Source organism: Streptomyces sp. NPDC034084 (assembly GCF_055575535.1).
The window spans coordinates 507,775-530,417 of sequence record NZ_JBVISK010000003.1; the positions used below are offsets into that span (position 1 = coordinate 507,775).

General features: G+C 72.4%; 25 protein-coding genes. 8 read left to right on the forward strand and 17 right to left on the reverse strand.

The features are described 5' to 3' along the window. Positions 1 to 26 precede the first annotated feature (26 nt). Together ACZ51I_RS13245 and ACZ51I_RS13250 are read left to right on the forward strand one after the other, a co-directional pair. Positions 27 to 1,475 (forward strand): carboxylesterase/lipase family protein, encoded by a 1,449-nt coding sequence (locus ACZ51I_RS13245; protein ID WP_468874845.1) that lies wholly within the window; start codon positions 27 to 29, stop codon positions 1,473 to 1,475. Between the two features lie 153 nt (positions 1,476 to 1,628). Further along, on the forward strand, positions 1,629 to 2,321 hold the full coding sequence (locus ACZ51I_RS13250) for an RraA family protein (protein ID WP_468874847.1): 693 nt from the start codon (positions 1,629 to 1,631) through the stop codon (positions 2,319 to 2,321). Positions 2,322 to 2,345: 24 nt separating this feature from the next. Here ACZ51I_RS13250 and ACZ51I_RS13255 read toward each other — a convergent pair whose 3' ends face one another. The 3 genes from ACZ51I_RS13255 to ACZ51I_RS13265 all read right to left on the reverse strand — a co-directional run bounded on the left by ACZ51I_RS13255 (position 2,346) and on the right by ACZ51I_RS13265 (position 4,375). After that, entirely contained in the window at positions 2,346 to 2,783 is a 438-nt protein-coding gene (locus ACZ51I_RS13255; protein ID WP_468874850.1) for an OsmC family protein, read from the reverse strand. A gap of 465 nt (positions 2,784 to 3,248) precedes the next feature. Further along, the gene (locus tag ACZ51I_RS13260) at positions 3,249 to 3,905 is read right to left on the reverse strand and encodes a class I SAM-dependent methyltransferase (RefSeq protein WP_468874852.1); all 657 of its coding nucleotides are present in this window, start codon (positions 3,903 to 3,905) and stop codon (positions 3,249 to 3,251) included. An 89-nt stretch (positions 3,906 to 3,994) separates the two neighbouring features. After that, on the reverse strand, positions 3,995 to 4,375 hold the full coding sequence (locus ACZ51I_RS13265) for a MerR family transcriptional regulator (RefSeq protein ID WP_468874855.1): 381 nt from the start codon (positions 4,373 to 4,375) through the stop codon (positions 3,995 to 3,997). Positions 4,376 to 4,438: 63 nt separating this feature from the next. On the opposite strand from ACZ51I_RS13265, the gene ACZ51I_RS13270 reads away from it, so the two are divergent. Continuing rightward, the gene (locus ACZ51I_RS13270; RefSeq protein ID WP_468874856.1) at positions 4,439 to 5,665 is read left to right on the forward strand and encodes an MFS transporter; all 1,227 of its coding nucleotides are present in this window, start codon (positions 4,439 to 4,441) and stop codon (positions 5,663 to 5,665) included. A 75-nt stretch (positions 5,666 to 5,740) separates the two neighbouring features. Here ACZ51I_RS13270 and ACZ51I_RS13275 read toward each other — a convergent pair whose 3' ends face one another. The 3 genes from ACZ51I_RS13275 to ACZ51I_RS13285 are packed head-to-tail and all read right to left on the reverse strand — an operon-like array spanning position 5,741 to position 8,413. Beyond that, entirely contained in the window at positions 5,741 to 6,568 is an 828-nt protein-coding gene (locus tag ACZ51I_RS13275) for a hypothetical protein (RefSeq protein WP_468874858.1), read from the reverse strand. Continuing rightward, the gene (locus tag ACZ51I_RS13280) at positions 6,568 to 7,839 is read right to left on the reverse strand and encodes a VWA domain-containing protein (RefSeq protein ID WP_468874860.1); all 1,272 of its coding nucleotides are present in this window, start codon (positions 7,837 to 7,839) and stop codon (positions 6,568 to 6,570) included. The genes ACZ51I_RS13275 and ACZ51I_RS13280 overlap by 1 nt, the downstream gene beginning before the upstream one ends. A 37-nt stretch (positions 7,840 to 7,876) precedes the next feature. Continuing rightward, positions 7,877 to 8,413 carry a hypothetical protein gene (locus ACZ51I_RS13285; RefSeq protein ID WP_468874862.1) on the reverse strand — a complete coding sequence of 179 codons (537 nt, stop codon included), beginning with the start codon at positions 8,411 to 8,413 and terminating at the stop codon, positions 7,877 to 7,879. A 488-nt stretch (positions 8,414 to 8,901) separates the two neighbouring features. Between ACZ51I_RS13285 and ACZ51I_RS13290 the strand changes: the two genes are divergently transcribed. Next, the gene (locus ACZ51I_RS13290) at positions 8,902 to 9,357 is read left to right on the forward strand and encodes a hypothetical protein (RefSeq protein ID WP_468874864.1); all 456 of its coding nucleotides are present in this window, start codon (positions 8,902 to 8,904) and stop codon (positions 9,355 to 9,357) included. A gap of 154 nt (positions 9,358 to 9,511) precedes the next feature. Here ACZ51I_RS13290 and ACZ51I_RS13295 read toward each other — a convergent pair whose 3' ends face one another. Continuing rightward, positions 9,512 to 10,393 carry a winged helix-turn-helix transcriptional regulator gene (locus tag ACZ51I_RS13295; protein WP_468874866.1) on the reverse strand — a complete coding sequence of 294 codons (882 nt, stop codon included), beginning with the start codon at positions 10,391 to 10,393 and terminating at the stop codon, positions 9,512 to 9,514. Between the two features lie 139 nt (positions 10,394 to 10,532). Here ACZ51I_RS13295 and ACZ51I_RS13300 point away from each other — a divergent pair, with 139 nt between their 5' ends. Beyond that, entirely contained in the window at positions 10,533 to 11,789 is a 1,257-nt protein-coding gene (locus ACZ51I_RS13300; RefSeq protein WP_468874868.1) for an MFS transporter, read from the forward strand. Positions 11,790 to 11,910: 121 nt separating this feature from the next. On the opposite strand, the gene ACZ51I_RS13305 is transcribed toward ACZ51I_RS13300, so the two are convergent. The 3 genes from ACZ51I_RS13305 to ACZ51I_RS13315 all read right to left on the reverse strand — a co-directional run bounded on the left by ACZ51I_RS13305 (position 11,911) and on the right by ACZ51I_RS13315 (position 14,012). Then, positions 11,911 to 12,627, reverse strand: coding sequence for a flavodoxin family protein (locus ACZ51I_RS13305; RefSeq protein WP_468874870.1), 717 nt, complete (start codon positions 12,625 to 12,627; stop codon positions 11,911 to 11,913). Positions 12,628 to 12,858: 231 nt separating this feature from the next. Continuing rightward, positions 12,859 to 13,146, reverse strand: coding sequence for a DUF6296 family protein (locus ACZ51I_RS13310; protein WP_468874871.1), 288 nt, complete (start codon positions 13,144 to 13,146; stop codon positions 12,859 to 12,861). A gap of 29 nt (positions 13,147 to 13,175) precedes the next feature. Continuing rightward, positions 13,176 to 14,012, reverse strand: a complete 837-nt coding sequence (locus ACZ51I_RS13315) for an N-formylglutamate amidohydrolase (protein WP_468874874.1) — start codon at positions 14,010 to 14,012, stop codon at positions 13,176 to 13,178. 185 nt (positions 14,013 to 14,197) lie between these two features. On the opposite strand from ACZ51I_RS13315, the gene ACZ51I_RS13320 reads away from it, so the two are divergent. Further along, positions 14,198 to 14,761: an HPP family protein gene (locus ACZ51I_RS13320; protein WP_468874876.1), complete on the forward strand. Its 564-nt coding sequence runs from the start codon at positions 14,198 to 14,200 to the stop codon at positions 14,759 to 14,761. Positions 14,762 to 14,769: 8 nt separating this feature from the next. Here ACZ51I_RS13320 and ACZ51I_RS13325 read toward each other — a convergent pair whose 3' ends face one another. Then, positions 14,770 to 15,192 carry an ATP-binding protein gene (locus ACZ51I_RS13325; protein WP_468874879.1) on the reverse strand — a complete coding sequence of 141 codons (423 nt, stop codon included), beginning with the start codon at positions 15,190 to 15,192 and terminating at the stop codon, positions 14,770 to 14,772. Between the two features lie 181 nt (positions 15,193 to 15,373). On the opposite strand from ACZ51I_RS13325, the gene ACZ51I_RS13330 reads away from it, so the two are divergent. After that, entirely contained in the window at positions 15,374 to 16,240 is an 867-nt protein-coding gene (locus ACZ51I_RS13330; RefSeq protein ID WP_468874882.1) for an RNA polymerase sigma factor SigF, read from the forward strand. Positions 16,241 to 16,299: 59 nt separating this feature from the next. On the opposite strand, the gene thpD is transcribed toward ACZ51I_RS13330, so the two are convergent. From thpD to ACZ51I_RS13360, 6 genes are all read right to left on the reverse strand, one after another. Beyond that, a complete protein-coding gene (gene thpD / locus ACZ51I_RS13335) occupies positions 16,300 to 17,196 on the reverse strand; it encodes an ectoine hydroxylase (RefSeq protein WP_468874885.1) in 897 nt (298 codons plus the stop codon). A gap of 52 nt (positions 17,197 to 17,248) precedes the next feature. After that, positions 17,249 to 17,671: an ectoine synthase gene (locus ACZ51I_RS13340; RefSeq protein WP_468874888.1), complete on the reverse strand. Its 423-nt coding sequence runs from the start codon at positions 17,669 to 17,671 to the stop codon at positions 17,249 to 17,251. 37 nt (positions 17,672 to 17,708) lie between these two features. After that, positions 17,709 to 18,974 carry a diaminobutyrate--2-oxoglutarate transaminase gene (gene ectB, locus ACZ51I_RS13345; RefSeq protein ID WP_468875631.1) on the reverse strand — a complete coding sequence of 422 codons (1,266 nt, stop codon included), beginning with the start codon at positions 18,972 to 18,974 and terminating at the stop codon, positions 17,709 to 17,711. Positions 18,975 to 19,045: 71 nt separating this feature from the next. After that, positions 19,046 to 19,576: a diaminobutyrate acetyltransferase gene (gene ectA, locus ACZ51I_RS13350; RefSeq protein WP_468874890.1), complete on the reverse strand. Its 531-nt coding sequence runs from the start codon at positions 19,574 to 19,576 to the stop codon at positions 19,046 to 19,048. 331 nt (positions 19,577 to 19,907) lie between these two features. Next, positions 19,908 to 20,711: an endonuclease I family protein gene (locus ACZ51I_RS13355; RefSeq protein ID WP_468874893.1), complete on the reverse strand. Its 804-nt coding sequence runs from the start codon at positions 20,709 to 20,711 to the stop codon at positions 19,908 to 19,910. Between the two features lie 186 nt (positions 20,712 to 20,897). Further along, on the reverse strand, positions 20,898 to 21,365 hold the full coding sequence (locus ACZ51I_RS13360) for an Lrp/AsnC family transcriptional regulator (protein ID WP_468874895.1): 468 nt from the start codon (positions 21,363 to 21,365) through the stop codon (positions 20,898 to 20,900). A 117-nt stretch (positions 21,366 to 21,482) separates the two neighbouring features. Here ACZ51I_RS13360 and ACZ51I_RS13365 point away from each other — a divergent pair, with 117 nt between their 5' ends. Further along, complete coding sequence (locus ACZ51I_RS13365; RefSeq protein WP_468874897.1) at positions 21,483 to 22,604, forward strand: asparaginase; 1,122 nt, start codon at positions 21,483 to 21,485, stop codon at positions 22,602 to 22,604. The last annotated feature ends 39 nt before the right edge of the window (positions 22,605 to 22,643 follow it).

The window sequence follows — 22,643 nt, forward strand, 5'->3', positions numbered from 1 at the left end:
GCCCGCACCGAAGGAGCAGCGCCCCCATGAGCAGCGCCCCCACCGTCACCACCGCCCGAGGACCCGTGCGCGGCGAGCGTCGAGCGGACGGGAGCCTGCGGTTCCTGGGCATCCCGTACGCGCGGCCGCCCGTCGGTGAACTCCGTTTCGCCGCCCCCGTGCCGCCGGAGGCGTGGGCGGAGCCGCTGGACGCGACGGCGTACGGGCCGACGGCGCAGCGCCGTCCGTTCGCCGAGGTCACGACGATTCCCGAGCCGTCGATCCCGGGTGCCGGTGTGCTGAACCTGAACGTGTTCACGCCCGCGGCCGACCCGGAGGCCGGTCTGCCGGTCCTGGTCTGGATCCACGGCGGTGGGTACGTGGCGGGTTCGGCGGCCAGCCCCTGGTACGACGGGGCCGCGTTCAACAGGGACGGCGTCGTGCTCGTCTCCGTCGGCTACCGGCTGGGCATCGAGGGGTTCCTGCACCTGGAGGGCGCACCGGACAACCGGGGCGTACGGGACTGGATCGCGGCTCTGGAATGGGTACGGGACAACATCGCGGCGTTCGGCGGCGACCCGGCCAAGGTCACCATCGCCGGGCAGTCGGCGGGCGGCGGCGCCGTGCAGACGCTCCTCGCCGTCCCGTCGGCGCGAGGACTGTTCCGGGGTGCCCTCTCCGTATCCGGCGTGGTCATGCGGCCCGACGGCCCCGAGGTCGCCCGCACCGCGGCCCGGCTGTTCACGTCCCGTACGGGCGTCCCGGCCACCGTCGCCGCCCTGCGCGACCTGCCCGACGACGAACTCCTCGCCCTCCAGGACCGCATGGCCGAACCGGGTCCGGACCGCGAGGGCCTGCCGCCGATGCTGGCCCTCGCCCCGTTCGCCGACGGCGAGCTGGTCCCCGTACCCGTCCTGGACGCCCTGACGGACGGCGAGGCGGGCGCCGAGGTCCCGCTGATGCTCGGCTTCACCGAGGACGAGTTCACGATGTTCCCCGCGCCCGGACCCGGCGCCCCGCCCCTGCCCGTCCTCCTGGGCGACCTCGGCCTCGACGCCACCAAGGCCGGTGCCTTCGCCGAGGCGTACGCGGCGGGCGGCCCGGAGCGGTACTTCGGCCAGGCGCTGACGGACACGCTCTTCCGTGCCCCGAACCTGGCCGTCGCGGACGCCCGCGCAGCCCGTGAACGCCCCACCTGGCTCTACGAGTTCCGCTGGCGCTCCCCGGCCACCGGCCTCGCCTTCCACTGCCTGGACCTGCCCTTCGCCTTCGACCTCCTCGACGCCGAAGGCGTCGCTGCCGTCGCCGGTGAGGAGCCGCCGCGCTCGCTCGCGGGCGCCCTGCACCGGGCGTGGGTCGCCTTCGTCACCGATCAGGACCCGGGCGCCGACTGGCCGCGCTACACCTCCACGGAGCACACCACGAAGATCTGGGACGCGGAGCCCCGGATCGCCCAGGACCCCCTGAGCCGGGTGCGGGCACTCTGGCTCGACTGACGCCCGTCCGGGGATCCATGCTCCGCGCGTCCGCGACTGGGTAGGCTTCGGGCGCGGCGGGGACGGGCGGTACGGCCGGACGGTGCGCTCCTGCCCGCTCGACGCCGGACCGCACCACGTCGCACCCCCGCCACGGACGGATCGGAACGCCAGATGCCGAAGGAATTCGCCGACCTCTCCACGCCGCTGATCGCCGACGCCTGTGTACGGCTCGGGGAACCGCTGCGCGCCGCGCCCGCCGGGATCCTCCCCGTCGTCGCCGGACAACGCGTCGCCGGCCGGGTGCTGCCCGCCCGCCACTACGGAAGCGTCGACGTCTTCCTGGAAGCCTTCACGCACGCCGCCCCCGGGGACGTCCTCGTCATCGACAACGCGGGCCGCCGCGACGAGGCCTGCATCGGCGACCTCGCCGTCCTGGAGGCGGAAGCTGCGGGCGTCGCCGGGGTCGTCGTCTGGGGCCTGCACCGGGACACCCCGGACCTGGTCGGGATCGGACTGCCCGTCTTCTCGTACGGACGCCACGCCCCCGGCCCCGTGCGCCTCGACGACCGCGACCCCGACGCGCTGACCACCGCGCGGTTCGGCGAGCACGAGGTGACCGCCGCCGACGTGGTGTTCGGCGACGACGACGGCGTCGTCTTCGTGGCGGCCGACCGCGCGGACGCCGTCCTGGAAGCCGCCCGGAACCTCTTCCGCACCGAGCGGGAGCAGGCCCGCCGGATCCGCGCGGGGGAGACCCTCCGCGCGCAGACCCGGTTCGACGCGTACCTCGCAGGCCGCGCCGAGGACCCCTCGTACACCTTCCGCCGCCACCTGCGCCGGATCGGCGGCGCGATCGAGGAGTGACCCCGGCGCCCCCGGGCCCGAGGGTCAGCCTTCGAAGCCGACGGTGCCGTCCGGCAGGATCGCCTCCACGCGCGCGCCGTGCTCCACCGTCCGGCTGACCGTGCAGAACTTCTCGTGCGTCAGGCGCACCCCGCGGGCGAACACCTCGGCCGCCTTCGGGTTGGTGTCCGGCAGGTCGAACTCGTAGCTCACCCGGATCCGCCCCACCCGGCCGTCGTCCTCGGGCCCCGCCACCGACTCGACCACGATCCGGAGGTCGTCGTGGTCCACCGCCCGGGCCGTCCGGTCGATGACGAGCCCGCCGCAGCCGCCCATCGCCGCGAGCAGCAACTCGACCGGGGTGAACGAGGGCTGCGCGTCCGCGTCGTCGGCGGCCGCCATCCGGACCTCCGCGCCCCGGTCGTTGCGGGCGGTCCAGTTCCGGTACCCGGTGCGGACGGTCTCGATCCGGTAGTCGGCCATGGCGGGGAAACTCCTTCGTTCACGTACGTGTGCTCGTACGGTACGCGCCGGGGACGCCGGGAGCCGCGTCCCTGCGGCCCCGCGCGCCCGTGCGGGCGGGCCACCGAGCCTCTACGGGACCGCATCTGAGTAGCGCGGTACGAGAGGCTGAGTACGCCGACCGATACGGCGGCCGCCGCCCGCTGATGGACTGGGGTCATGACCTTCGACGCCCGGCGCACCCGCCCCCTCCAGCACGTCACGGCCACCGGCACCGCCCTCGCGGTGGCCCTCGGCCCGCTGGTCATCGGCGCGCTGATCGCCAAGTCGGCCGGCGGTGACCCGATGGTCTCGGTCAACGCCCTGATCGCGGGCGGCGGCCAGCGCGCCCGCATCTCCCGCGCCCAGCTCCGCTCGGGCACCCGGCTCCGCCTCACCCTCCGGCTGCGCCCCGTCGCCCCGCTCCGCTCGCGCGTGCGCCCCGGCTCAGGCGCGCGGCCTGCGGGCCAGGAGGAAGGCCTGCGGCGTCTTCTCGCCGGGGCCCGGCTCCCGCACCAACCGGGCCGACTCGACGAGTCCCGCCGTGGACAGCAGTCCCGCCAGGCGGTCGGGTGACCAGCGGTACACGTCGAGGGCGACCTCGTGGCCGTACGCGCGCTCCAGCCGTACCCGCTCGTCGTCGCCGACCTTGAAGGCGACCAGGGCGTACCCGCCCGGCGCGAGCACCCGGTGGAACTCGGCGAAGGAGGCGGTGAGTTCCTCCTCGGGCATGTGCACCGTCGAGTACCAGGAGAGGACGCCGCCGAGCGAGGCGTCGGGCAGGTCGAGCGCGGTCATGGACCCCACTGCGAAGCGCAGCCCCGGGTAGCTCGCGCGGGCGACCGCGATCATCCCGGGCGACAGGTCCACCCCGAAGGCGTCGGCGCCGAGGTCCCGCAGGTGGGACGTCACACGGCCCGTCCCGCACCCCAGGTCGCCGATCGCGCGCGGCCCACCCGCCGCCTCCACCTTCTCCACGAAGCCGGCGATCATCGCCCGGTCCAGCGGAGCCGCCGCCAACTGGTCGGCGAGCAGCCGCTCGTAGTCGACGGCGACGGTGTCGTAGGAGCGGCGGGTGGCGGTGACGTGCGCGGCTTCGGTCATGGCGGGACCCTATGACGATCCCCTGACGAAGCCTGCCCGCGGGCCCCTCGGCGCGTGGCACGCCGTACGGACCGTGCCGGCGGCGCGGGCTACGCCGACGAATCCGCCGCCAACTTCCCCCGTACCGCCGCGAGATACTCGGCCACCGCGTCCCGGTTGCGGGTCAGGCAGCGGATTCGGTCGGTCATCCGGTCCCGCTCGTTCTCCAGGGTCTCCAGCATCTCCGGGGTCGCGTCCGGGAAGTGGATCGTCCGCGGCTTGTTCAGGCACGGCAGGATCTGCTTGATGATCCGGGTCGGCAGACCGGCGTCGAGCAGGCCCCGGATCTGCATCACCCGGTCCACGTTCGACTCGTCGTAGACGCGGTAGCCGTTCGGCAGCCGGTCCGCGACGATGAGACCCTGCTCCTCGTAGTAGCGCAGCAGTCTGCGCGGTGTTCCGGTGCGCTCGGACAGCTCTCCGATCCGCATGACAAGCCCCCTCCAGGCGATCGCTTGACCCTCACATCAATGTGAGGGTTCGACCATACGGCCATGACCCACGACACGACAGTGGCGGCCGGTCCCGCCACCCCCGCGCCCGCACGCCCCGAACCCCGCCCGGCCTCCGGCCGGTTGCCCCTCCCGGCCCTCCTCGCCCTCGCCACCGCCGTCTTCGTCACCAGCCTCACCGAGACCCTCCCCGCCGGGGTCCTGCCGGCCATGAGCGCCGACCTCGGCGTCGGCGAGGCGGCCATGGGCCAGTCGGTCACCGGCTACGCCCTCGGCACGGCCCTCACCGCCGTCCCCCTGGCCGCCCGCACCGCCGGCTGGCGCCGCAAGCGCCTGCTGCTCACCTCGACGGCCGGCTTCGCCGCCGCCAACACGGTCACGGCGGTCTCCTCCTCGTACGCCCTCACGATGGGTGCCCGGTTCCTCGCCGGGGTGGCCGCGGGCGTCGCCTGGGCCCTGCTCGCCGGCTACGCCCGCCGCCTCGCCCCCGCGCACCTCCAGGGCCGCGCCGTCGCCGTCGCCATGACCGGCATCCCGCTCGCGCTCTCGCTCGGGGTCCCGGCCGGCACCTTCCTCGGCGACGCCGTCGGGTGGCGGGCCGCCTTCACCGCCATGACCGTGATCGCCGTCGTGCTCCTCGGCTGGATCGCCCTCGCCGTCCCCGACCTGCCGGGTGAACCGCGCGGCGGCCGCGCCCCGGTCGCCCGCACCCTGAAGGTCCCGGGCGTGCTCCCCGTCCTCGCCGTCACCTTCGCCCTCGTCCTGGCCCACACCGTCCTCTACACCTACGTCGCCGCCTACCTCGACCACCTCGGCCTCGCCGGCTCCACCGGCCTCGTGCTGCTGGTCTTCGGCGCCGCCTCGCTCGCCGGGATCTGGTTCACGGGCCGTCACATCGACCGCAGGCTCCGGGCCCTGATCCTCGCCGGGACGATCCTCTTCGCCGTCGCCGCCGCCGCGTTCGCCGTCCCCACGGCGAGCGCCGCCCTGGTCCTCGTGGCCGCCGCGCTCTGGGGCCTCGGCTGGGGCGGCGCGCCCACCCTCCTGCAGACGGCCGTCGCCGAGGCGGGCGGTGACGACGCCGACACGGCGCAGACGATGCTGGTCAGTCTCTGGAACGCGGCCATGGCGGCGGGGGGCGTCGCGGGCGGCCTCCTCCTCGACGGACTGGGCGCCGACGCCCTGCCCTGGAGCGTCCTCCTGCTGCTCGTCCCGGTGGTCGCCGTCGTCACCGGAGCCCGCGCCCACGGCTTCCCGGCCCGCGGGTGAACCCCGCCTGCCCCACCCGACGCACCGAGGCCCCCACCGCGCGCGGTGGGGGCCTCCGTACCGCTTCGAGCCGGGTCAGACGGCCGGCGGCACCCGGGACGGGCGGCCCGTGCCGCGCGTCAGGACGTAGCCGCCGATGCCCGCGAGCGCGGCCAGGACGCCGCCCGCGAGGGTCCACACCCACCGGTCGGACCACCAGCCGGATGACCAGCCGTCCTCCGGGGCCGCCGCCTCGACGGGGGTGGTCCGGCCGGCGTCCTCGTCCGCCTTCGCCTGGTCGGCGGTGGTCGCTCCCGGGACGAGCGGCGCGGCGAGCGAGCCGTCGGTGGCGTAGGCGCCGCCCTTGTCGAGAATGTCGGCCCCGATCCGCGCGGTGAACGGCTGGCCGAGGTCCGCGTCCGGGCCCCCGGTGACGGTCAGCCGGACGTAGTAGCTGCCGGGCAGCGGGTCGTTCGCCCAGGTGTCGGCCGAGGCCCGGACCGGGCGCAGCACACAGGCCAGCTCCACGGTCGCGGCCTCCTTCGCCGCCGTACGGGACTGCATCCCGTACATGCACGGCTGACGCCGCCGCAGCCCGTCGTACACGTCGATCCGCCAGGTGGCGGGCCCGTGCCGCAGCGCCGCGTCGGGCAGCGTGACCGTGGCCTTCACGGTCGGACGCTCCCCCGTGTCCGCGGGGAACACCCAGTACAGGTAGTCACCCGTGGCGGCCTGCGCCGTGGCCTGCTGCCCCGGGAGGAAGCGGGCGGCGGTACGGAAGGTGGTGCCGGCCTCCGTGGGGCCGGCCTCCTCGGAGGAGGACGCCGAGGGGCTGGGCGAGTCGGCCAGGGCGGCCGGAGCCGCGAGGCCGAGCAGGGCCGCGCCCGCGAGCGCGGCCGTGGCGAGCACGCGTACGGTACGCATCAGTTGGTCCTCCAGACAGCGAAGCGCCAGCGGGACAGCCAGCCCCAGAGCAGACCGGCCAGGAAGCCGGCGAGGACCAGCACGCCGAGCAGCCACCAGCCGCGGCCGAGACCGAACGAGGCGACGTCCGAGGCGGACGAGGGGCCGTCGACGACGTCCACGGTCAGCTCGACCGGCATGCCCGGCGTCGTCTTGACCGACGGGGGAGCGGAGAAGGAGTTGCTGACCTGGAGGCAGACCGTCTCGGCCGCGGGCTTGACGTCCCCGGGGCCGTCGTCGGCCTCCGGCTTCGGATAGCGCAGTCCGGTGGAGATGACGTCCGTGCGTCCGTCGCCCGCCTCCGAGCCGCGGACGATCTCCCGGCCGTGGAGCGTGACGGCCCGCAGGAGCACCCCGTAGTCGTTGTTGACGGCCCGGTCGGCCGACACGCTGACGGAGGCGCGCAGTTCCTGGCCGGGCAGCAGGTCCACCCGGTACCAGCGGTGCTCGCCGAAGGATTCGCGGTCCGTGTACAGACCGGGTTTCAGGAGGGGCGCGTCGGCGCAGCGCGCCGCGCCCTTCGTGCCGACGGGAACCACCACCGGGTCGGCGGCGCGGTCGACCAACTGCCGTACGCGGCGCGAGAGGTCCTCGGTGCGGTGGACGGAGGTGTAGGTGCCTCCGGTGGCCTCCGCGATGCACGTGAGCTGCTGCCGGGTCTTGGCGTCCGGCACGAGGCCCAGGGTGTCGATCACGAGGTGGATGCCCTCGGCTGCGATCTGGCGGGCGATCTGGCACGGGTCGACGTCGCAGGTGTCCTCGCCGTCGGTGATGAGGACGATCCGCTTGGTCGCCCCGTCCTTGCCGAGGTCGCCGGCCGCGCCGAGCAGCGCCGGGCCGATCGGCGTCCAGCCGGTCGGGGCGAGCGTGGCGACGGCGGTCTTCGCCTCGGTGCGGTCGAGCGGGCCCACCGGGTAGAGCTGCCGGGTGTCCTTGCAGCCCCGCTTGCGGTCCTGCCCCGGATAGTCGGCGCCGAGCGTGCGGATGCCGAGCCGCACCTCCTCGGGCACCGCGTCGAGGACCTCGTTGAAGGCCTGCTTCGCCGCCGCCATGCGGGACTTGCCGTCGATGTCCTTGGCCCGCATGGAGCCGCTGACGTCGAGGACCAGCTCGACCTTGGGGGATTCCTTCGCCACCGGCTCGTCGGCGGCCGCGCTCTGCGGCAGGAGCGCGGCGCTCAGGGCGGCGAGCAGCGCGCAGGCCCCGGTCGCCAGCCGTTTTCTCGTGATCATCGCCGGATCGTATTGACGATCGTCCGACAAACCCAAATCAGGTCTGGCTGTTGAGGAAGCCGATGAGGCAGGCGCCCCACCAACCGGTCTGGCTGACGGTCGCGGCCACCCCCGAGCGGACGAGCAGCCGGCGCGGGACGGTCCCGGTGCGGTGGACCTCCAGGAGCTGGCCGAGCCGGTGTGCCCAGAGTCCGTTGAGGGTGACGGCGACGACGAGCCCCAGCTTGACCAGGGTCAGGGGGGAGTGGAGGTCGGGGCGGAGGAAGAGGCCGGAGACGACGAGCCCGCCGAGGCCGGCCCAGATCGGTGTCTGGAGGGCGACGGCCGTGTCGAGGACACCGGCGAGCGGCCGCCTCCCGCTCAGCCAGAGCACGGCGAACCAGTCGACGGCGAGCACGGAGCCGAGGCCGACGACGAGGAAGGCGACGTGCAGGAAGCGGGCCGTCGTCAGGAGGGAGCCGTCCGCGTGGACGTGTCCGGCGGTCCAGCAGGCTGCCGCGATACCGGCGGTGGCGACGAGCCCGAGGGCGGTGAGGAGCCAGGAAGGCGTGAGCTCCTGCGCGGTTCTGGACATGCGTTGATCTTCCGGACGTATGAACGACATAAATTAGGTAAGGCGAAGCTAAGTGCCGCTCGGGGGCACGTCAAGCCGGTGTGGCGTACGTCCCAGGCCTCGGGAGCCTGCCTCACGCATCAGGTGCTACTGCCGGGGGGAGAGCGGGTCAACGGGTCTCATCGGGCAGCGGCCAGGCGCAGCGCCTTGGCTGCGGCGGAGCGAGCGTCCGTCCCGGCACCATTCGGCATCGTGCGAGTGGAATTTCACCCACGCATGCGCATTCATTGACCGATCCACTTTGGATCGCATTCATCATTGAATCGTGCGCGAAAGGCGCAATCCCGCCGACTTGCGGCCGGGATTGCGGAGTGCTGCTCTGGATGGGGAGTGAAGGGCGAAATGATCCGGGCCCGAATGAGTGGCGTTCAGCCGAAGTAGGGGGAGCGCGCGTCGTGTGACGGCGGTCTGCCCCGCGCGCTGCGACGACCCGCTATCGGAGGTTCACGATGACACAGGTCTCTCATGTCCGCATCCCGCTACGCCAGGTCCTGGCCGTGCTCTTGGCGGCCGCCCTGACGCTCTCCCTCTCGGTGGTGTTCACCGTTACCTCGACCAAAGAAGCAGCCGCCTCGTGCTCCGCGAGCCGGTTCAACGGAACGTGGCGCTCGTCCGACGCGAGGCTGAAGCGTATCGACGTATGGCAGGGAGAGGACTGTCACCTGTACGCCAGAGCCTGGTCCGTCTGCGAGAACGACTCGTCGCATATCTGCAGCTGGGGAAAGAGGAGAATGGGCGACAGTCCCGAGCCGAACTTCCAGTTCGTCGGATACAACTGGAGCAACGCCGATGAGGTGCTGCACCTGCGGATGAAGGACAGCTCTCACCTCTCGGTGTGGGACAGCACCGACTACCACAGCGGCAAGAAGGTCAGCTTCACGGTCACGATGTCCAAGAGCCGTTGAGCCCGCGAAGAGCGGCGACTCCGCCCGCGTTGCTACGGGACGTGAGCCCCTACCGCGACAGGTGGGGGCCTCGCCGCTCGTCCCCGCCCCGACAGGATGCGAACCGCGTCGGGGTGGGCCCGTGTTCGATCCTTCTTGCGCCTGTCCGTACGTGTCAATCCTCCGCGGCCAGGCGCCGCACCTCGGTCAGCGCCTCGCTCACTGCTGCCGGGATGTCCGTCACCGGGAAGCGCGCGTGCCGCACCGTGCCGTCACGGTCGATGACCAGCACGATCCGTTTCAGTCGCAGCAGTTGTCCGGCGCGGAAGGTAGGCAGGCGCAAGGCGGCGGCGAGGCGGAGGTCGACGTCGGAGAGGAGGGTGAAGGGGATGTCCTCCTGGCTCGCGAACACGCGCTGTTCGTCCGGGCGTTGGGTGCTGACGCCGTGCACCTCCGCCCCCGCGGCGCGGAAGTCCTCGTAGGCGTCCCGGAAGAGCCGGTTCTCCAGCGTGCAGCCGACGGTGCCGGGGATGTGTGACCAGCCCTCCGGCAGGGGGCTGGGGCTCCCGGTCGCCGGATAGCAGAACAGGACGGTGGCCACGCCGCCCGCCACCGGGTCGACCGGCGCGCCGTCCCGGTGGCCGGGCAGTCGCAGGCGCGGCAGACGCCGGCCCGTCAGGTCCGCGACGCGCCGTGCCTCCGCGCTCGTCTCGTCGGCGGTGCCGCTGAGCGAGCCGTCGCCGAAGACCCAGCGGTCCGCCCAGTCCTGCATCGACAGCAGGACCGGCAGCAGTCCCCGGCCGCTCTCCGTCAGCCGGTACTCGTGGCGCACCGGCCGGTCCTGGTACGGGACCTTCTCCAGCACCCCCGTCTCCACCAGGTGTACCAAGCGCTCGGTGAGCACCTTCCGGGAGATGCCCAGCTCCTCCTGGAGCGCGTCGAACCGGTGGTGCCCCCGCGCGGTCTCCCGGATCAGGAGCAGGCTCCACCAGTCGCCGACCACCGACGCGGCATGCGCGATCGCGCAGGTGGCGTCCCGCTCGGGAACCGACCTCATCACTGCGTCTCCACTTCTGCGCGCACGGCGGCCGCTCGTCGGGACCATCTTGCGCCATGAGGTCGGTTCCGGATAGAAACTCACCTGGAGCAAGCGAGTTCCGAAAAGAGACTAACTATCCACGGGGGGTGGTCGCCGTATGAGCGGAACACAAGCGATCCAGGAACACGACCGACGCGACGACGAACGGGAGGCCTCGTCGCCGGGGGTCTTCTGGCGCTTCTGGGCCGCCGCCACCGTCAGCGGCGCGGGTACCGCCGTCACCGCCCTCGCGCTGCCGCTCGTCGCCCTCACCGTCCTCGACGCCACCGCCTTCGAGGTCGCCCTGCTCGCCGCCGCCGGGCAGGTCTCATGGCTGCTGCTCAGCCTCCCGGCGGGCGTCCTCGCGCAGCGTGTGCCGCTGCGCCGTCTCCAGGTCACGCTCGACCTCGTACGGTTCGCGGCGCTCGGATCGCTGCCGCTCGCCTGGTGGATCGGCACGCTCACGTATCCGCACCTGCTGTTCGCGGCGCTCGTCACCGGCGCGGCGACCGTGCTGTTCGACATCGGCAACTCGACCTTCCTGCCCGCCGTCGTCCCGTCCCGGCAGCTGGCCGCCCGCAACAGCGTCATGTCCGGCACGCACGCCGTCACCGACACCGGCGGCCCCTCCCTCGGCGGCGTCCTGATCGGCGCGACAGGCCCGGTCGGCGCGCTCGTCGTGGACGCCGCCAGCTACCTGGCCTCCGCCGTGCTCCTGCGTACCCTCCCCGAGAGCCGCCCCGCGCCCCGCACCGGCGAGAGCGCGCTGCGGCTGATGCGCGAGGGATGGCGGTACGTCACCGAGCACCCGGTCATGCGCCCCTGCATGATCTGGGCGACCGCCGCCAACTTCCTCAACGCGGCCCTCGTCGCCCTCACCCCCCTCTACCTGGTCCGCGGGGCCGGCCTCGACTCCGTACAGCTCGGTCTCGTCCTCGCCATGGACGGGGTCGGCGCGCTCGCCGGCGCCGCCGTCGCGGTCCGCGTGACCACGCGCCTCGGCACCGCGCGGGGCGTCATCGTGGCCGATCTGGCCGGCGGGGCGCTGCTCCTGCTCGCCCCGCTGACCACGTCGGCAGGGGACGCGTACTGGTTCGCCCTGGGCAACGCCGGCTTCGCCTTCGGCACGGTCATCGGCTCGATCACCACCCGCACCTACCGGCAGACGCAGTCGCCCCCGGAACTGCTGTCCCGCGTGATGGCCACGGTCCGCTTCGTCTCCTGGGGCGCGCTGCCGCTCGGCGCGCTCACCGCCGGCCTCCTCGCCACCCACGTCGGCGCCCACACCGCGCTCTGGACCGTCTGCGCCGCCGCCCTCCTGCCCCCGCTCTACCTCTTCTCCACCACGGTGGGCCGCCACCGCGACCTCATCTGACGCCCTGGCGGGGCGATCCCGTGCGCGTCGGACCTGTGCGGTGAGGGTGCGCCAGGCCGCACGACGGACCTGGTCGATCCGGGCCGACGTCCACCGGACCTCCGGCCGTTTCGGCCCGTACTCAGCGGTGCTCGGGGTTCTCGAAGTCGAACCGGCAGCCGGCGTCCCACTCGGAGCGCTGGTTTCCGTGGACGGGGATGCCCCCGGCGTCCCTGAGCATGCGGGCCAGGTGCAGCTGGTTCCAGGTCATGAAAGTGGTGTTGCGGTTGGTGAAGTCGTTGTTCGGCCCGCCCGAGCCCGGGTCGAGGTAGGAGGGCCCGGGCCCGGCCTCGCCGACCCACCCGGCGTCGGCCTGCGGCGGGATCACGTACCCGAGGTGCTGCAGGCTGTAGAGGACGTTCATCGCGCAGTGCTTCGCGCCGTCCTCGTTGCCGGTGATCAGGCAGCCGCCGACCCGTCCGTAGTACGCGTACTGCCCGTGCTCGTTGAGGATCGACGAGCAGGCGTACAGACGCTCGATCACCTTCTTCATGACTGAAGAGTTGTCTCCCAGCCATACGGGTCCAGCCAAGGTGAGGATGTCCGCGGCCATGACCTTGGAGTAGATGACGGGCCACTCGTCGGTCTCCCAGCCGTGCTCCGTCATGTCGGGCCACACACCGGTCGCGATGTCGACATCCACCGCTCGCAGCACCTCGACCTCGACGCCCTGGCGCTCCATGATCCCGCTGCTGATGTCGATCAGCCCCTGAGTGTGGCTCCGCTCCGGCGAACGCTTGAGCGTGCAGTTGATCACCAGTGCGCGGAGACCGCGGTAGGACGGGCCGGTGTCGGTCATGGATGCGTTCCCCTGCGGACGAGTGGGCGGGTCGGGCGGCGCATCACGCCCGGTGCCGACGTCGTGGGGCTCCGGGTGGGGCCGACCGAGAATCCCGTCCAATCTCTCGCCTCGTCGGACGGAGTGACCGCACACCACGCCAGTGCCGACGAAGTCGCCTGTCCGATCACCCGCGTGGCCGCACAGCCATTTCGGCGCGACCGAACGCGTGAGGACCCCTCGTCCCCCACCTCAGGCGGCCGAGGCGGGCGGATCCGCCGGATCCGGACCGGACGGATCCTCCGGAGCGGGGTCGGGAAGCGGGCGGGCCCGGACCTGGCGGGAGACCTCCTGATGGGCCCCGGTCGCGAGGATGCGCACCTCGTCCCGGTCGCTGATCTCGGCCCGGATGATCCCGGTCGAGTCCGCGTAGACCGGATGGCCTCCGGATCCCGTCAGGAGCGTGCGCTCCACGACCACGACGTCCTGGGTCGATCCCGTACCGTCGGAGAACACCAGCTCGTATCGGTGTGGGCTCATCTGTCCGATTTTACGCCGATCGGCCCTGCTCACCCGCCGGCGACCGCGTCGACCAGGGCCGCCAGGGCCGACCCGAGCGCCTCGGCCCCCGGGCCCGCGGGACCACCCGGCTCGCTCATGTAGAGGTCGCGGCGGATCTCCACCATCAGGGCGCTCACCCGCGGATCACGGCCGTAGTACGCCAGGGGCACGTACGTCCCTGCGAACGGGCTGTCCGTCCCGACGCCACCGAACCCGCCGAACGCCTCCCGCGCCGCGTCGAGCAGCGCGGGAGGGGTGTGGAAGGCGTCCGTGCCGAGGCAGACCGGCGGACGCGGGCCGTCGCCGTGCAGCTCGTACGGCAGCCGCTCGGTCGGGTACGAGTGGACGTCGACGATCACCACCCGGCCCGCCACGGCCAGCCGCTCGGCCACCGCCTCCGTCATGGCACGGGCGTACGGCGTGAAATACCGGTCGAGCAGCGGCGCCGCGTCGAATCCGGCGGGCCGCAGCACCGCCCGGTGGGTGGTGCGGGTGTACACCGCGCCCATCCCGACGGAGAGCATCTCCTCACGCTCGTCCGGGAACCGCTCCGGGTCGACGACGAGCCGCGAAAGCCCGTTGACGAACCTCCAGGGTGTCGTGCGGGCCGCCGCCGCGGCCACGTCCGCGATCTCCGCCGTGTGGGCGTCCGTGATGTGGTCCAGCTCACGGGCCAGCTCCGCGTCGCCGAGCAGGATCCCCCCGCGCACGTCCGCGGGCACCTCGCGGGAGGAGTGCGGCACATGCAGGAGGACGGGAGAGTCCGGGGATCCGGGGAGAAGGCGGAAGGACGGCGGGGCGGCGGGCGACGTGCCGGACGAGGGGCCGGTCAGAGGGAGACTCATGGGGGAATCCTGCCTCCGACCCCGCCCGCGCCGTGGCGAAACCGCTGGTTACAGTGATGGGAGGTCGCGCCGCCACACCAGGCCGGGCGCGAGACCGGGCCCGACTGTCGATCACAGGGACCCGTACGACCACCCCGCCCCTGTCCCGCCCGGCCTCCGCCGCCTGCCCCGGAAACTCCGCACCCATGAGCATCGACGCCGCCCCGCGTCCCGACACCGCCCCCGGCGCCCCCACTCAGCGGGGGCCGCGCCTGCCGTGGATCGCCGGCCGCGCCCCGGCCCGTCCCGCGCCCGGCGCCGCCTTCCACAGCGTCAGCGCCGCGACCGCCGCACTTCTCGGACTCGTCGCCATCGGCGCCGTCATCCACGAGCCGGTCCTGATACCCCCGCTGGCCGCCAGCGCCGCGCTCGTCCACTGCGCCCCCGCGCTGCCCCTCGCCCAGCCCCGCAGTGTGATCGCCGGCCACCTCCTGGGCGCCGCCGCCGGGTACGCGGTGTCCGCCGTCGCCTCGCACGGCAGCGCCTGGGCCGCCGCCCTCGCCGCCGGAATCACCCTGGCACTGACGACCCTGGCCCGTACCCCGCACTCGCCGGCCTGCGCGACCGCCGTCGTCATCGTGCTCCAGGCCCCCGCACCCGCCCGGTTCGTCCCCCTCCTGTTCGGGGCCACGGTCCTCCTCGTCCTGACCGCGTTCGCCGCCTCCCGCATCCGCCGCGCCGCACCGAGATACCCCGCCTACTGGTGGTGAGCCCCGGCTCAGCGGTCGACCGTCACCGCCGCGTGGACGGTCTTGCCGTCCGGCCGGGCGTCCACCGACACCTCGCGGCACAGCCGCAGCACGATCGGCCAGCCGAAACCGCCGGGCCGCAGATCCGCGGGGAGTTCCTGGCGCGGCGGTTCCCCGCAGGCGTCGGTCACGGACACGGTGACCCGGTCGCTGCCGACGGCGATCCCGAACGACGTGACCCCGCCCGCGTGGCGGTGGGCGTTCGTGACCAGTTCCGAGGTGACGAGGAGCAGATCGTCGACCTGGGAGTCCCGCAGGGGGCCGAGTGGCGTCAGCGTGCGGCGGACCAGCCGCCGGGCCTGAGCCGGTGTCAGGAGCGGGTGCGATCCGGTCCCGCCGGCGGCCCGCGAAGCCGCCGATCCAGGGGATCGGGTTTCGCTCCGGAGCTTCATCGCAGGTCCCTTTCTTCCCGATGTGTCAAGAGCTGACGTGAAACGCCTGCCCTGACCCGCCGTTGTGATGCCTCGTACCCGGACCGGCGGCGCCGCGCGCACCCGTCAGGAGTGTGTCCGTGGGAAGGGGGTACGCGGACCTGGACCGCCGACGGACAGTGAGCAGGAGGAGGTCGACCCCGTGCGGACCGAGGTGGCCAAGGCGACGACGACGTACGTGACGAGTGGTACGGGGGAGGACCTGCCCGTTCTCGATGCCCCCCATGAACTCCCGCCCCAGGACGCGCGCGCTCTCTCGAAGGTGTTCCTCCGCGAACTCGCGGCGCGGGAGGAGGGGACACCGGAGCACCAGTACGTCCGGAACACCCTGATCGAGATGAACATGACGCTCGTGCGGTACGCGGCGGGCCGGTTCCGCGCGCGGGCCGACGAGATGGAGGACATCGTCCAGGTGGGGATGGTCGGCCTCATCAAGGCGATCGACCGCTTCGACCTGAGCCGCGAGGTGGAGTTCACCACCTTCGCCGTGCCCTACATCGTCGGTGAGATCAAACGGTTCTTCCGCGACACGAGTTGGGCGGTCCACGTCCCGCGCCGGCTCCAGGAGGCCCGGGTGGAACTGGCGAAGGCGACCGACGAGCTGAGCTCGCGGCTCGGCCGCGCACCCCGGGTAGCGGAACTGGCGCCTGTCATGGACCTGTCCGAGGAGCAGGTGGTCGAGGCCCAGCTGGCGGCGAACGGCTACAACTCGACGTCCCTGGACGCCGCGATCGGCGACGGCGAGAACGACGACGCGGCCCTGGCGGACGTCATCGGCGAGGAGGATCCGGCGCTGGAACTCTTCGAGGACTTCCACACCCTCGCCCCGCTCGTGGTGGCCCTCGACGAGCGCGACCGGCTGCTGCTGCACCTGCGCTTCGTCGAGGAGCTGACCCAGACGCAGATCGGAGAGCGCCTCGGCGTCTCCCAGATGCACGTCTCACGGCTCCTCGCCCGCAGCCTGAAGCGGCTGCGGGACGGCATGGTCGGCACGGCGATCGAGGGATGACCGAGGGGCGCGCCCTCGTGGACCTGGGCGCGCCCCTCGCTGGTCGTCCGGTCTCCGCGTCAGGCCAGGTCCGCCGGGCGGGCCGCGATGAAGGAGGGGCGCGGGACCGGGGCGGCGAAGGGCGCCTCGGGAGCGTTCTCGACGCTGTTGAAGACGAGGAACACATTGCTCCGGGGGTACGGGGTGATGTTGTCACCCGAACCGTGCAGGGCGTTGCAGTCGAACCAGGTGGCCGAGCCCGCCGGGCCCGTGAAGTGCCGGATGCCGCAGGCTTCGGCGAAGGTGGTGAGCGCTTCGTCGGACGGCGTACCCGCGTCCTGCATCCGGAGCGACTGCTTGTAGTTGTCCTTGGGCGTCTCGCCCGCGCAGCCGAGGAAGGTGCGGTGCGAGCCGGGCATGATCATCAGGCTGCCGTTGGTGGTGTGGTTCGGCGTCAGCGCGATGGAGACCGACACGGTCCGCATCCGCGGCAGACCGTCCTCGGCGTGCCAGGTCTCGAAGTCGGAGTGCCAGTAGAAGCCGCTGGCGCCGAAGCCGGGCTTGCCGTTGACCCGCGACTGGTGGACGTAGACGTCGGAGCCGAGGATCTGGCGGGCCCGCCCGACGATCCGGGGGTCCTCGGCCAGCCGGCGGAAGACCTCGCTGATGCGGTGCACCTCGAAGACGGAGCGGATCTCCTGGGAGCGGGGCTCGACGACGGCCCGCTCGTCCGCGCGTATGGCGGGGTCGGCGACGAGCCGGTCCAGCTCGGCGCGGAGCTCCTCGACCTCGTCCGGGGTGACGAGCTCGTCCACCGTGACGAAGCCGTCGCGGTCGTACTCCTCCAGCTCCCGGGCCCAGAAGGGGCCGGGAGTGCCGGGCTCGGACCACACGACGGGGTCCTTGCGCCCGATGAGTTCCTCCCGGGCGCCGCGGGTGGGGTAGAGGTCGACGGGACGGGTGGGTGCGGAGGTCATGGAACGGGGTGCTTCCTTTCGTGTACGGACTCGTCGGGGGCGCGGGCCGGTCTCAGGCCTGGCCGGGCTCGGATTCGGGCGCGGGTTCCGTCAGGAGCGGGTAGACGCCGTTCTCGTCGTGGTCCTCGCGCCCGGTGACGGGCGGGTTGAACACGCACAGGCAGCGGAAGTCCCGCTTGACCTTGAGGGTGTGGCGCTCGTGCCCGTCGAGCAGGTACATCGTTCCGGGCAGGATCGTGTACGTGCGGCCGGACTCGTGGTCGGTGAGCTCGGCCTCGCCGGCGGTGCAGACGACGGCCTCGACGTGGTGGGCGTACCACATGGAGGTCTCGGTGCCGGCGTACAGCACCGTCTCGTGGAGGGAGAAGCCGACCCGCTCACGGGCCAGCACGATGCGCTTGCTCTCCCAGGTCCCGGACGCGGCGCGAACGTGCCGCTCGGTGTTCTCCAGCTCGTCGAAGGTGCGGACGATCATGGGCGATGGCCTTTCGGGTGGATCTTCGGGTGGGGTCTCAGGCGGTGTGGCGTACGGAGCGGGCCAGCATGCCGAGGCCCTCGTCGAGTTCGTCGTCCGTCGCGGTCAGCGGCGGCAGCAGCTTGACGACCTCGCCACGCGGCCCCGACGTCTCCAGGAGCAGGCCGATCTCGAAGGCCCGTCGGCACACGGCCTCGGCGCGCTCGCCGTCCGCGAACTCCAGGCCCCACACCAGGCCGCGCCCGCGCGACGACAGGGCCGTCCGGCCGTCGTCGCCGCACAGGTCGAGCAGGGCGCGCTCGACCCGGTCGGCCCGGTTCAGGGTGCGCTCGCGGAGGGCGCCGTCGCGCCAGTAGGCGTCGAGGGCGGCGGTGGCGGTGACGAAGGCGGGGTTGTTGCCGCGGAAGGTGCCGTTGTGCTCGCCGGGCTCCCACAGGTCGAGTTCCGGGCGGAACAGGCAGAGGGACATGGGCAGTCCGTAGCCGCTGATGGACTTGGACAGGGTGACGATGTCGGGCGTGATGCCCGCCTCCTCGAAGGAGAAGAAGTCGCCGGTGCGCCCGCAGCCCATCTGGATGTCGTCGACGATGAGGAGCATGTCGTGCCGGCGGCAGAGCTCCGCCAGGCCGCGCAGCCACTCGGCCCGTGCGACGTTGATGCCGCCCTCGCCCTGGACGGTCTCGACGATCACGGCCGCCGGGTGGTCGAGGCCGGAGCCGGTGTCGTCCAGGAGCCGCTCGAACCAGAGGAAGTCGGTGACCTGACCGTCGAGGTAGTCGTCGAAGGGCATCCGGGCGGCGTGGTGCAGCGGGACGCCCGCTCCGGCGCGCTTGGCGGCGTTGCCCGTGACGGCGAGCGAGCCGAGCGACATGCCGTGGAAGGCGTTGGTGAAGGAGACGACCGTCTGGCGTCCCGTGACCTTGCGGGCCAGCTTGAGGGCGGCCTCCACCGCGTTGGTGCCGGTGGGGCCCGGGAACATCACCTTGTAGGGCAGGGCGCGGGGCTCCAGCACCGTGGTGCGGAAGGTCTCGAGGAAGGTGCGTTTGGCGGTCGTCGACATGTCGAGGCCGTGGGTGATGCCGTCGTCGGCCAGGTAGTCGAGGAGGGCGCGCTTGAGCACCGGGTTGTTGTGGCCGTAGTTGAGCGAGCCCGCCCCGGCGAAGAAGTCGAGGTACGGGCGGCCGTCCTCGTCGTACAGCCGGCTGCCGCTGGCGCGCTCGAAGACGACGGGCCAGGCACGGCAGTAGCTGCGGACCTCCGATTCGACGGTCTCGAAGACGGAGGGGGCGGCGATGTCGGTCAGGGTCACGGAGTCTCTTCTCCAGGGTGTGGTGCGGGGGGAGTGGTGCGGTGCGTGCTCGGAACGCGCGGCTCTCAGTACGCCGGGGGTGCGAGGGGGCCGATGCGGTAGAGCACCTCGGCCTCGTGGCCCGCCACGGGGAAGGAGGCGGACGGGAAGAGGACCTCGCGTGTGAGGTCCGCCCCGTGCCGGCGGGCGTAGGACCGGAACATCCGGTCGGACGCCAGGTTCCCCGGTGTGACGGTCGCCTCCAGCCGGTCGAGTCCGTGCTCGTCCGCGACTCGGGCGGACAGAGCGTCGAGCAGGGTCCCGGCTACCCCGGTTCCACGGTGCGAACCCTCCACGGCGACCTGCCAGACGAAGAGCGTCCCGGGTGCGTCGGGCCGCAGGTATCCGGTGACGAAGCCGACCGCTCGCCCGGAGGCGTCACGGGCGACGGCGGTCGTGTCGGCGAAGTCACGGCACCACAGCAGGTAGTTGTACGGCGAGTTGAGGTCGAGTTCTCCCGAGCCGCGCGCGATCCGCCAGAGTTCGGCGCCGTCCGCGATCTCGGGGCGGCCGACGGAGAGGCCGCCGACCAGGGATGTCAGGGGGGCAGTGGTCATGGGCGCCGAAGTTACCGAGCAGATCGCGGAACTTCCTCGGGCTGGGGTCTTGTTCCGGATGAGGCAGGCGTGATAGGTGCGTCGGTGCTCTCGGTGTGAGGAATCCACCTCTGACCGATCGGCAAATGCGGTTATAAACGGTCAAAATGACCGTTTATAACGGATGGATAACGCATCTGGACTGTGAGATGCCGTCTCTCAAAAACGTGAGAACATCCGGGATTTCGTGTTTGAAGGCGCCGGGAGCGGTCAGGTGTAGGGGTCGACACGACGGGAGCCGGGCCGGCTGTCACGAGCCCGGCCCGGCTCCGTCCCTTCCGTGGCGCCCGGACTACCAGATCGCCTCGACCCACTCCGGGTGGTCGATGAACGGGTTCCGGTTGTGCTGGTAGGTGGTGTAGATGACGTCGTTGCGGCGCTCTTCGAAGGTGCTCGGCGGATCCTGCTCGTTCCACTGCTTCAGGATCGCGAGGCGGCCGTGGAAGGGGACGCCGCCGTTGGCGGACGACTCGTTGGGCTCCAGGTCGGGCCAGCCGTCCCCGCCCTCGTAGCGGACGGCCATGTAGAGGATCATCCGGGCGACGTCGCCCTTGTCCGCGTCGCGCGGCTCGAAGGAGTCGCTGTCCGTGTAACTGCCGGGCGCGCCGCTGACCGCGCTGCCGCCGTTGTCCCAGTCCTTGTTGCCGCGGGTGCTGTTGACCTGCACGTCACAGGCGCGCAGATGGTGCAGGTCGGTGCCGGGGCCGGCCGACGTGCCGAAGTCGCCGTGGGACTGGGCCCAGGTGTGCTCGCGGTTCCAGTTGCCCGTGGAGCCGCCGTTGAGGGACTTGGCGCGCGAGACCCCGCTGTAGAGCAGGATGACGTTGTTGGTGTTGCTCGGGTCCTGGTCGGTCGTCTTCAGCGCGTTCCAGACCGCGTCGTACGAGATCTTGCTCTGGCTGCTGATGATGGTGTGCAGCGAGGACTTGAGGCTCGCGCCGGTCTTGCCTATCGCGTTCTGGTAGTAGGTGGCGTCGTACGCGGTGGTCGTGGCGCTCGCGGGGGTCGCGGTGACCGCGGGGAGCGTGACGCCGACGAGGGTGGCGGCCACGGCCGCCGCCCACGCCTTCCATCTGCCGATCCGCACAACGGACATGGGGGGCCCTTTCCCGGGGACGGCACGCGCGGGGTGACGGGCGCAGGCTCAACGCCGCCGTCATCTACGCGTGTTGACTTCGTGTCATCCGGGAGGGTGGCACAGGTCAGGTACCTGTCATGTAACGGGGAGGAGGCTGTTGCGTGACGTTCCGGCATAGGGCGCGACCTCGGGGCGCCGGGATCCTCAGGCGCCGCCCCGGACGTCCACCGGCATCCCCTTGGGCTCCTTGATGCGCTTCATGATGATCTGCGAGTTGACCTCGGTGACCCCGGCCAGCGTCGTCAGGCGCTCGATCCAGAGCCGCTCGTACGCCGCGAGGTCCGCCACCGCGATCCGGAGCAGGCAGCCGGGGCTGCCGAACAGCCGGTACGCCTCGATCACGTCCGGCACGTCCTGCAGCGCCTCCTCGAAGGCCTCCACCGTCTCACGGTCCCGCCGCACCTCCACCGAGACGAGGACCTCAAAGCCGCGCCCCACCGCCTCCGGGTCGATGATCGCCCGGTAGCCCTGGATCACCCCGTCCTGCTCCAGCTGGCGCACTCGGCGCAGACAGGGGGAGGGGCTGAGTCCGACCCGCTGGGCCAGCTCCTGGTTGCTCAGCCGGCCGTCATTCTGGAGCTCGCGCAAGATGTGGAGATCAATCAGGTCCATGGCGCAATTATCCACCACGACGGAACAGGCGAGGGGCTGATTTCGCAATCGTCTTGCGCGCTCCCTGTCCTATTGTTGCGGCGCAGGAGAAATGGGCACGGAGTAAGGACGGCAGGCATGAAGCGGACGAACGACGGAGGGGCACGCCGGATCGTCGTCATCAGCACCGGCGGCACGATCGCCAGCCGCTGGCAGGGCACCGGTTACGCGGCGGACGCCTCGGGCGACGACGTCCTGGCCACCGCGCCCCTCCCCGAGGACGTCACCGTCGAGGTCGTCGACCTGTTCAACGTGAACAGCTCCCGGATGACCTCGGCCCACCAGCTCGCCCTTCTCCGTACCGTCCACGAGACCTTCGCGGACCCCGGCGTCGACGGCATCGTCGTCACCCACGGGACCGACACCCTGGAGGAGACGGCCTTCTTCCTCGACCTCCACCACGCCGACTCCCGGCCGGTCGTCCTCACCGGCGCCCAGCGCCCCTTCGGCACCGGCGACGGTGACGGCCCCGGCAACCTCTACGACGCGCTCCAGGTCGCCGCCTCCGTCCGCGACCTCGGCGTCCTCGTCGTCTTCGACGGACGCGTCCACGCGGCGCGCGGCACCGTGAAGACCCAGACCCTGGCCGCCGACGCCTTCTCCGACCCCTCCGCCGAGCGCCTCGGCCGCGTCGGGTTCTCCCGCGTCGACATCGAGCGGCAGCCGGAGCGCCCCGCCCCGCTGCCCCTGCCGGCCGCCGCGCACACCGCGATACCCGGGGCCACCGGCCCCGACGCCACCCCGCTGCCCAGGGTCGACATCATCACCCACCACGCAGACGGCGACCCCTTCCTCCTGAACGCGGCCGTCTCCGCCGGCGCCCGGGGCATCGTCCTCGTCGCCACCGGCGCGGGCAACGCCACCCCCGAGATCGCCGCCGCCGTGGCGGACGCGGTCGCCCAGGGTGTCCTCGTCGCCGTCACCACCCGCGTCCCCGCGGGCCCGCTGGCCGAGATCTACACCGGCGGCGGCGCGGTCGACCTCGTCGCCGCCGGCGCCCTGCTCACGGGCACCCTCCGGGCCGGCCAGGCGAGGATCGCCCTCCTCGCCACGCTGCTCGCCGAAGGTGCCACCGCCGCGGGCGACCCCGCCCGCGGCACGGCTCTCCTGCGCCGCCTCCTCGAAGGACCCGTCCGCGCCGAACCGGCCCTCGCCACCGGCGGCTCCCGCTCGGCCTCCGCGGTCGCCAGCCGGGCCTAGGGTCCGAGAAACACTCGCCGACCCGGCACATCCCCCGAA

Coding starts and splice junctions, on each gene's coding strand:
- ACZ51I_RS13245 (WP_468874845.1), top strand. CDS start 27: ATGAGCAGCGCCCCCACCGTCACCACCGCCCGAGGACCCGTGCGCGGC.
- ACZ51I_RS13250 (WP_468874847.1), top strand. CDS start 1,629: ATGCCGAAGGAATTCGCCGACCTCTCCACGCCGCTGATCGCCGACGCC.
- ACZ51I_RS13255 (WP_468874850.1), bottom strand. CDS start 2,783: ATGGCCGACTACCGGATCGAGACCGTCCGCACCGGGTACCGGAACTGG.
- ACZ51I_RS13260 (WP_468874852.1), bottom strand. CDS start 3,905: ATGACCGAAGCCGCGCACGTCACCGCCACCCGCCGCTCCTACGACACC.
- ACZ51I_RS13265 (WP_468874855.1), bottom strand. CDS start 4,375: ATGCGGATCGGAGAGCTGTCCGAGCGCACCGGAACACCGCGCAGACTG.
- ACZ51I_RS13270 (WP_468874856.1), top strand. CDS start 4,439: ATGACCCACGACACGACAGTGGCGGCCGGTCCCGCCACCCCCGCGCCC.
- ACZ51I_RS13275 (WP_468874858.1), bottom strand. CDS start 6,568: ATGCGTACCGTACGCGTGCTCGCCACGGCCGCGCTCGCGGGCGCGGCC.
- ACZ51I_RS13280 (WP_468874860.1), bottom strand. CDS start 7,839: ATGATCACGAGAAAACGGCTGGCGACCGGGGCCTGCGCGCTGCTCGCC.
- ACZ51I_RS13285 (WP_468874862.1), bottom strand. CDS start 8,413: ATGTCCAGAACCGCGCAGGAGCTCACGCCTTCCTGGCTCCTCACCGCC.
- ACZ51I_RS13290 (WP_468874864.1), top strand. CDS start 8,902: ATGACACAGGTCTCTCATGTCCGCATCCCGCTACGCCAGGTCCTGGCC.
- ACZ51I_RS13295 (WP_468874866.1), bottom strand. CDS start 10,393: ATGAGGTCGGTTCCCGAGCGGGACGCCACCTGCGCGATCGCGCATGCC.
- ACZ51I_RS13300 (WP_468874868.1), top strand. CDS start 10,533: ATGAGCGGAACACAAGCGATCCAGGAACACGACCGACGCGACGACGAA.
- ACZ51I_RS13305 (WP_468874870.1), bottom strand. CDS start 12,627: ATGACCGACACCGGCCCGTCCTACCGCGGTCTCCGCGCACTGGTGATC.
- ACZ51I_RS13310 (WP_468874871.1), bottom strand. CDS start 13,146: ATGAGCCCACACCGATACGAGCTGGTGTTCTCCGACGGTACGGGATCG.
- ACZ51I_RS13315 (WP_468874874.1), bottom strand. CDS start 14,012: ATGAGTCTCCCTCTGACCGGCCCCTCGTCCGGCACGTCGCCCGCCGCC.
- ACZ51I_RS13320 (WP_468874876.1), top strand. CDS start 14,198: ATGAGCATCGACGCCGCCCCGCGTCCCGACACCGCCCCCGGCGCCCCC.
- ACZ51I_RS13325 (WP_468874879.1), bottom strand. CDS start 15,192: ATGAAGCTCCGGAGCGAAACCCGATCCCCTGGATCGGCGGCTTCGCGG.
- thpD (WP_468874885.1), bottom strand. CDS start 17,196: ATGACCTCCGCACCCACCCGTCCCGTCGACCTCTACCCCACCCGCGGC.
- ACZ51I_RS13340 (WP_468874888.1), bottom strand. CDS start 17,671: ATGATCGTCCGCACCTTCGACGAGCTGGAGAACACCGAGCGGCACGTT.
- ectA (WP_468874890.1), bottom strand. CDS start 19,576: ATGACCACTGCCCCCCTGACATCCCTGGTCGGCGGCCTCTCCGTCGGC.
- ACZ51I_RS13355 (WP_468874893.1), bottom strand. CDS start 20,711: ATGTCCGTTGTGCGGATCGGCAGATGGAAGGCGTGGGCGGCGGCCGTG.
- ACZ51I_RS13360 (WP_468874895.1), bottom strand. CDS start 21,365: ATGGACCTGATTGATCTCCACATCTTGCGCGAGCTCCAGAATGACGGC.
- ACZ51I_RS13365 (WP_468874897.1), top strand. CDS start 21,483: ATGAAGCGGACGAACGACGGAGGGGCACGCCGGATCGTCGTCATCAGC.